This window comes from Paenibacillus sp. P22 (genome assembly GCF_000469945.2).
GTDB classification, from domain to species: domain Bacteria; phylum Bacillota; class Bacilli; order Paenibacillales; family Paenibacillaceae; genus Paenibacillus_O; species Paenibacillus_O humicus.
This window is the reverse complement of record NZ_CBRA020000270.1, coordinates 1-6320: the sequence shown is the minus strand read 5'-3', so window position 1 is coordinate 6320 and position 6320 is coordinate 1. Positions and strand designations below refer to the sequence as shown.

The window sequence follows — 6320 nt, the reverse complement described above, 5'->3', positions numbered from 1 at the left end:
TAGTCTTTTTGTAGATTCAATTGTTGGTATTTCCAATTGATGTTCTTGATACCATATTCATCAAGGTTATTTTAAGAATTCAAAGCGATATATAGTTAAAAATGTGGTCGAATCAAGGCTTCCCGTTCCGACGCAGCGGGCAAGGCGCCTGCCTGCCCGGCGACGCTGGACGAAGCGGCGGCATGCCGCTGCCTGGCGGCTGGAGACCCGCTTCCGGCAAGGCATATCCACCGCATCGACGACGATACGAGCGGTCCGGTGCTGTATGCGAAAAACGATCTCGCCCAGCAGGTGCTCGATGCGGCGATGCGGGAGAAGGCGATCGGCCGCCAGTATTGGGCTGCCGTACACGGCGCTCCGAATCCGCCTGAGGGCAAGATCGACCAGCCGATCGGCAAGGACCGGCATCATCCGTCGCGGAGAAGAGTATCGCCGGGCGGAGACCGAGCGGTCACGTTTTACACAGTTCTGGAAGCATGGCGCTCGGCAGCTCTCGTTCAGCTTGCGCTCGAAACCGGAAGGACGCATCAGATCCGGGTTCATATGAGCCATATCGGCCATCCGCTGCTTGGAGACGGCCTGTACGGCGGGGCGTCGCCGCTGCTCGGCCGTCAAGCCCTTCACGGAAGGCGGCTTCGGTTCCGGCATCCATGGACGGGCTCCGATATGGAGATCGAGGCCGCTCTTCCCGCCGATATGGAGCGTCTGCTGGCACGGCTCCGCGCCGGGAAGCCGTAAGGGAAAGGGCGGGCTTTCTATGTGAGAATTTCCCCTGCCCTAAGTCCCGTCCCGGGTGGCAACGTCTCGTCGGCAGGCTTGAGGCCGCCCTCGGTTTATGAACCGCTTTGCATCGTTTTGAGCGATGCAGGGCGGTTCTTTTTTTCTGGCTCGCCAGCATACGGAAGGAACGAATAAAGCCGGCTTCGCTTCCATCGCGGAATCAAGCGATACAGGATTGGATTTTATTCTTCGCCGGCCATGAAGCAGAGGAAGCGTGTTTTTTCACCTGGGAGAAACAGGTCTCGATGTCGCGCCTTTTCCGGCCCTTTAGGACGGTTTTCCCAGCTCATGTACGCCGAAGCCGGCCTTGCCGGAGGCAGCCGTCAAGCAAGAACAGCCTGCTTCCGTCGGCGAGTCCCTCCCCCAAGTAGTCATGCTATGCGATTCCCTGCCATATAGATGGTATGGAGCAAGGCATATGCCCAAGCAATAGCTAGGGAAGGGAGGCTTAAGCGTGAGCGAACTAACACAAGGACTGCGGTTCGACGTGTATGAACGCGTCCATCTGCCCGAGGAAGTTCCCGCTATCGACGAGCTGGAGGAAATCGAACTCGTTCCCCGCATCCAAGTCGTTCAGCAGGGAGAACAAGCCATACTGCGAGGCCAGCTGCTGCTGAGCGGAGTGTACCGCACGACGGACCGTTCGGCGTCGGCGCAGTCGATGGAGCATCGGATTCCGGTGGAGATTACGCTTCCGATGAACCGCATCGAGAGGCTGGACGACATCTCCGTGGAGATCGACAACTTCGACGTCGACCTCCTGTCGGCGCGTACGCTGAACATTACCGGCGTGCTGTCGTTGTCCGGCATCCGGGTGGAGTCCTCCTCCGAGGAGGAGGGGGAGTGGAAGGAAGAGCCTTATACGGTGGTGCATCGCCAGGAAGCGCACCCGACGGGCGACATTTCTCCGGTCCGATATCTGGAGCTGGATGAAGAAGAAGACGAGCCGCAGGGAGAAGCGGGGGGAGAAAGGGATTTCGATCAGGCGACTCCTTATCGGGACGCAGAAGCAATTGCCGGCCAGAGCTACGATCCGGTCGAGGAGGCGCAGAACGAGCCGTACGCCTATGCGGCCGGCTGGACGCAGCTCGGCTCGGCCAGCGGGGCTCGCGAGGAGGAAGTGGACTCTTCCTTCCAGCAGGAGGAGGGTTCCTCCAGGCAGGATGCCGAGACGGAAAACGAAGCTCTCGCGGCCAGCGGAGGAAGCTCCAGCCCGTTCCGCGCGCCGATTCCGCCTGCTTCGGACATTCCCCTGGTCCAGAGCGAAGAGCGGCAATCGGCCTTCTCGGCGCTCCGGAACATAGCGGAGGAGATCATTCCGGCAGAGCCGGAAGCAGCGGCGGATGTCCCGCAGGAGGAAGATCCGGCCGCCGTCCTGTACGGCCGCCCGGCTGCCGAACTGCCGCCGGTCGAAGAGGCGGCGGCCGATTCAGAGCCTCAGCGCGCCGAGACGGAAGACGCCGGGGAAGGGGAATCAGCATCCGCCTTCGCCGCGGAGCCGTTCGAGAATCATGAGCCGCTGCAGGAGCAGGAGAAGCAGGAGCTGCGCATCGCGTTCGGCAGCAAGCGATCGGCTTCGCCCGAGGAAGCCGGGCAGGAGCTTGCTTCTTCGCTGATCGGCTCCAGCAGGAGGGAGCGGGAGCAGCGGCAGGCCGCCGAGCGCAGCCGGCAATCCCAGGAATCCCAGCCGGCAGCGCCAGCGGAAGAGGTGGAGTGGCAGTCGCTTTTCCTCGGCCGGGTCAGCGAAGAGAAGCCGTTCCGCAAAGTGCGGATCTGCATCGTGCAGCGGGAAGAGACGCTGGATCTGATCGCCGACCGCTATCATCTTCAAGCCCGCGAGCTTGCTCTCTACAACCGCCTTGCCGATCAGGGCGTCGCAGAGGGCCAGGTTCTCTACATCCCTTGAGCGGGAGCGTCCCGAATCTATCCCGGCTCCGTCCATGGCTTACCATACCGCGCCTTTCCCCGCTTTGCGGGGGATGGCGCCTTTTTTGGCTTCGGCTGCCGTTTCCAGCCCGATCCCGGCATGGGTCCGATATGGCTGCCCGGGCAAGGCTGCCGCCTAATCAAGTTGACTCCAGCCTTCAAGAACGCTAAAATGAAGCTACCTATTTTTCGAAGTTTGAATAGCCGACGTTGAAAGGGAAGAGCATTCGCCTCGCCTACAGAGAGCAGACCGCAAGCGCTGGAAGGTCTGCAGGCAAGGAGCGGATGCGGGTCGCCCCGGAGTTGCCCCGGTCATGCTGCGCGAGCAGCGGAAGCCGGAGCCGGCCGCAGCCGATATCCTGCGCCAAAGTGCCGCAAGGAAGCTTTCTTGCGGAACAAAGGTGGTACCGCGGAAGCCTGAAGTCTTTCGTCCTTTGCGAAGAGGATGAAAGGCTTTTTTTGTCGGAAAAAACGGCGTTCGCCTTCCTGCGGAATCCGGGGCCCGGCATCGGGCCGGAGGCGGATGTACGCTGTCCTCCGCGCAGGCCGGCCAGCCGAGGCGTTGTCAAAAAGAAGGCCATAAAAAAACGACTTTCATTGATAAGGGTGAATCCAAAATGTCAGAGACTCAGCAGCACACGACGGAAATGCCGACGACCTACGATCCGAAGGCGGCGGAGCAGAAAGGAACCGAGTTCTGGGAAAAGGGCGGTTTCTTCCAGGCCGGCCGCAAGCCTGAAGCGAAGCCTTACACGATCGTCATCCCGCCCCCCAACGTAACGGGAATGCTCCATATCGGGCATGCGCTCGATTTCACGCTGCAGGATATCATGATCCGAACGAAGCGCATGCAGGGATACGACGCCCTGTGGCTGCCCGGAACGGACCATGCCGGCATCGCGACGCAGACCGTAGTGGAGAAGAAGCTTCGCGAGCAAGGCATGACGCGCCACGATCTGGGCCGCGAGAAATTCCTGGAGCAGGTATGGGAGTGGAAGGACACGTATGCGGGGACGATCCGCAGCCAGTGGAGCAAGATGGGCCTTTCCCTGGACTACTCCCGCGAGCGCTTCACGCTGGACGAGGGGCTTTCCAAAGCCGTTCGCGAGGTGTTCGTCCGCTTGTACGAGAAAGGGCTGATCTATCGCGGCGCCAAGATCATCAACTGGGATCCGGCAGCGCGCACGGCCCTGTCCGACATCGAGGTCGAGTACAAGGAAGTGAACGGACACCTGTACCACCTGAAATATCCGCTTGCGGACGGAACCGGCCACGTCACCGTCGCGACGACCCGTCCCGAGACGATGCTCGGCGACACGGCTGTAGCGGTGCATCCGAAGGATGAGCGCTACGCCGCTCTCGTCGGAAAAATGCTCGTGCTTCCTGTTACCGGACGCGAGATTCCGATCATCGCAGACGATTATGTCGAGAAGGACTTCGGCTCCGGAGCGGTCAAGATCACGCCTGCCCATGATCCGAACGACTTCGAGGTCGGCGAGCGCCACAGCCTGCCCAAGATCATCGTCATGGACGAGAGCGGCGTCATGAACGCCGAGGCCGGACCTTACCAAGGCCTCGACCGCGCCGAAGCGCGCAAGAAGCTTGTCGCCGACCTTCAGGAGAGCGGCGTTCTCGTCCGCATCGAGGACCATGTGCATCAAGTCGGGCACAGCGAGCGCAGCGGCGCCGTCGTCGAGCCGTACTTGTCCACGCAGTGGTTCGTGGCAATGAAGCCGCTCGCCGAACGCGCGATCGAAGCCCAGAAGTCCGGCGAGGGCGTGAACTTCGTGCCGGACCGCTTCGAGAAGATCTACCTGAACTGGATCGAGAACGTCCGCGACTGGTGCATTTCCCGCCAGCTGTGGTGGGGCCATCGCATTCCGGCCTGGTACTGCGACTCCTGCGGCAAGCTTCATGTCGCCCGCGAGGATCTCGAAGCTTGCCCGGACTGCGGGCATGGAGAGCTGCGCCGCGACGAGGACGTTCTCGACACCTGGTTCAGCTCCGCCCTTTGGCCGTTCTCCACGCTCGGCTGGCCGGACGAGGACAGCGCCGATTTCAAGCGCCACTATCCGAACGACCTGCTTGTCACCGGCTACGACATCATCTACTTCTGGGTAGCCCGCATGATCTTCACGGCGCTGGAATTCACGGACCGCATCCCGTTCAAGGACGTGCTCATGCACGGCCTGGTGCGCGACGCGGACGGCAAGAAGATGTCCAAGTCGCTCGGCAACGGAGTCGATCCGCTGGACATCATCGAGCAGTACGGTGCGGATGCGATGCGCTTCATGCTGTCCACCGGCAGCACGCCGGGGCAGGATTTGCGGTTCCGCCTGGAGAAGGTAGAGCAGGCGAGAAACTTCGCCAACAAGATCTGGAACGCTTCCCGCTTCGCCTTGATGAATCTGGAAGGTTTCAATTATGATGATATCGATATAACTGTTCCGCTCGGCACGGCCGACCGCTGGATCCTGCATCGTCTGAACGAGACCTCGCGCGATGTGACGAGACTGATCGACGCCTACGACTTCGGCGAAACAGGCCGCCTGCTGTACAATTTCATCTGGGACGATCTGTGCGACTGGTACATCGAGGTTGCCAAGCTGAATCTGTACGGTCAGGATGCCGACGCCAAAAAGGCGACGCAATCCGTGCTCGCCTACGTGCTGGACCGGACGCAGCGCCTGATCCATCCGTTCATGCCGTTCATCAGCGAGGAAATCTGGCAGCATCTGCCGCATGAGGGCGAGTCCATCACGACGGCCGCCTGGCCGGTCTATGAAGCTGCGCTGGAAGCTCCGGAAGCCGTCCGCGAGATGGAGCTGCTCATGAGCACGATCCGCTCCGTGCGCAACATCCGCGCCGAAGTGAACGTGCCGATGAGCAAGAAGATCGAGCTGCAGATCAAGCCTTCCGGCAGCTTCGAAGCCGGCATCCTGAGCGGCAACGAAGAGCTTCTGCGCCGCTTCTGCGGCACTTCCTCCCTGGCGGTCGACACGGGACTGTCCGCTCCGGACAAGGCGATGGCCGCCATTGTGACGGGGGCGGAGCTGTACTTGCCGCTTGCGGGACTCATCGACATCGAACAGGAGATCGCGAGGCTGACGAAGGAAGCCGCCGTTCTCCGCTCCGAAGTGGAGCGCGTGGACAAAAAGCTTTCCAACGAAGGCTTCACGGCCAAAGCTCCGGCCAAAGTCATCGAGGAAGAAAAAGCCAAAAGGGCCGATTACGAGTCCAAGCTGGAGAAGGTGCTGGCGCGGATCGAGGAGCTGCAGAGCTGATCGAAGCTGCGATTGTCCTTGGAGGACGGGGGGCCCGGCGAAGGGCGTTCGCGCCGTTCGCCGGCGCAAGTCAAACATAAAAGGAAGCGAAACGATATGGACAACCAGGAAACGCATCGACAGGCCGGAGGCCTGCTGAAATCGTACGAGGAAGCGCGGGAGTGGATCGAAGGCCTCATCGGCTTCGGCATCCGTCCGGGCCTGGATCGGATGAAGCTGATGATGGAGCGTCTCGGACATCCCGAACGCCGGCTCCGCTTCATCCATGTGGCGGGAACGAACGGCAAAGGCTCCGTCTGCGGCTACCTGACCGAGGCGCTGACGCGCGGA

The 6320-nt window shown here is 61.2% G+C and carries 3 protein-coding genes and 1 pseudogene; all 4 read left to right on the top strand.

What is annotated here, in order from left to right:
• Positions 1-111 precede the first annotated feature (111 nt).
• Positions 112-738 carry an RluA family pseudouridine synthase gene (locus BN871_RS25480; RefSeq protein ID WP_083436662.1) on the top strand — a complete coding sequence of 209 codons (627 nt, stop codon included), beginning with the start codon at positions 112-114 and terminating at the stop codon, positions 736-738.
• Positions 739-1234: 496 nt separating this feature from the next.
• Positions 1235-2686: a LysM peptidoglycan-binding domain-containing protein gene (locus BN871_RS25475; RefSeq protein ID WP_021881025.1), complete on the top strand. Its 1452-nt coding sequence runs from the start codon at positions 1235-1237 to the stop codon at positions 2684-2686.
• Positions 2687-3323: 637 nt separating this feature from the next.
• On the top strand, positions 3324-5990 hold the full coding sequence (locus BN871_RS25465; protein WP_048749921.1) for a valine--tRNA ligase: 2667 nt from the start codon (positions 3324-3326) through the stop codon (positions 5988-5990).
• A gap of 96 nt (positions 5991-6086) precedes the next feature.
• Positions 6087-6320: pseudogene (locus tag BN871_RS25460) on the top strand (bifunctional folylpolyglutamate synthase/dihydrofolate synthase); the annotation flags it as partial.

Coding starts and splice junctions, on each gene's coding strand:
- BN871_RS25465 (WP_048749921.1), top strand. CDS start 3,324: ATGTCAGAGACTCAGCAGCACACGACGGAAATGCCGACGACCTACGAT.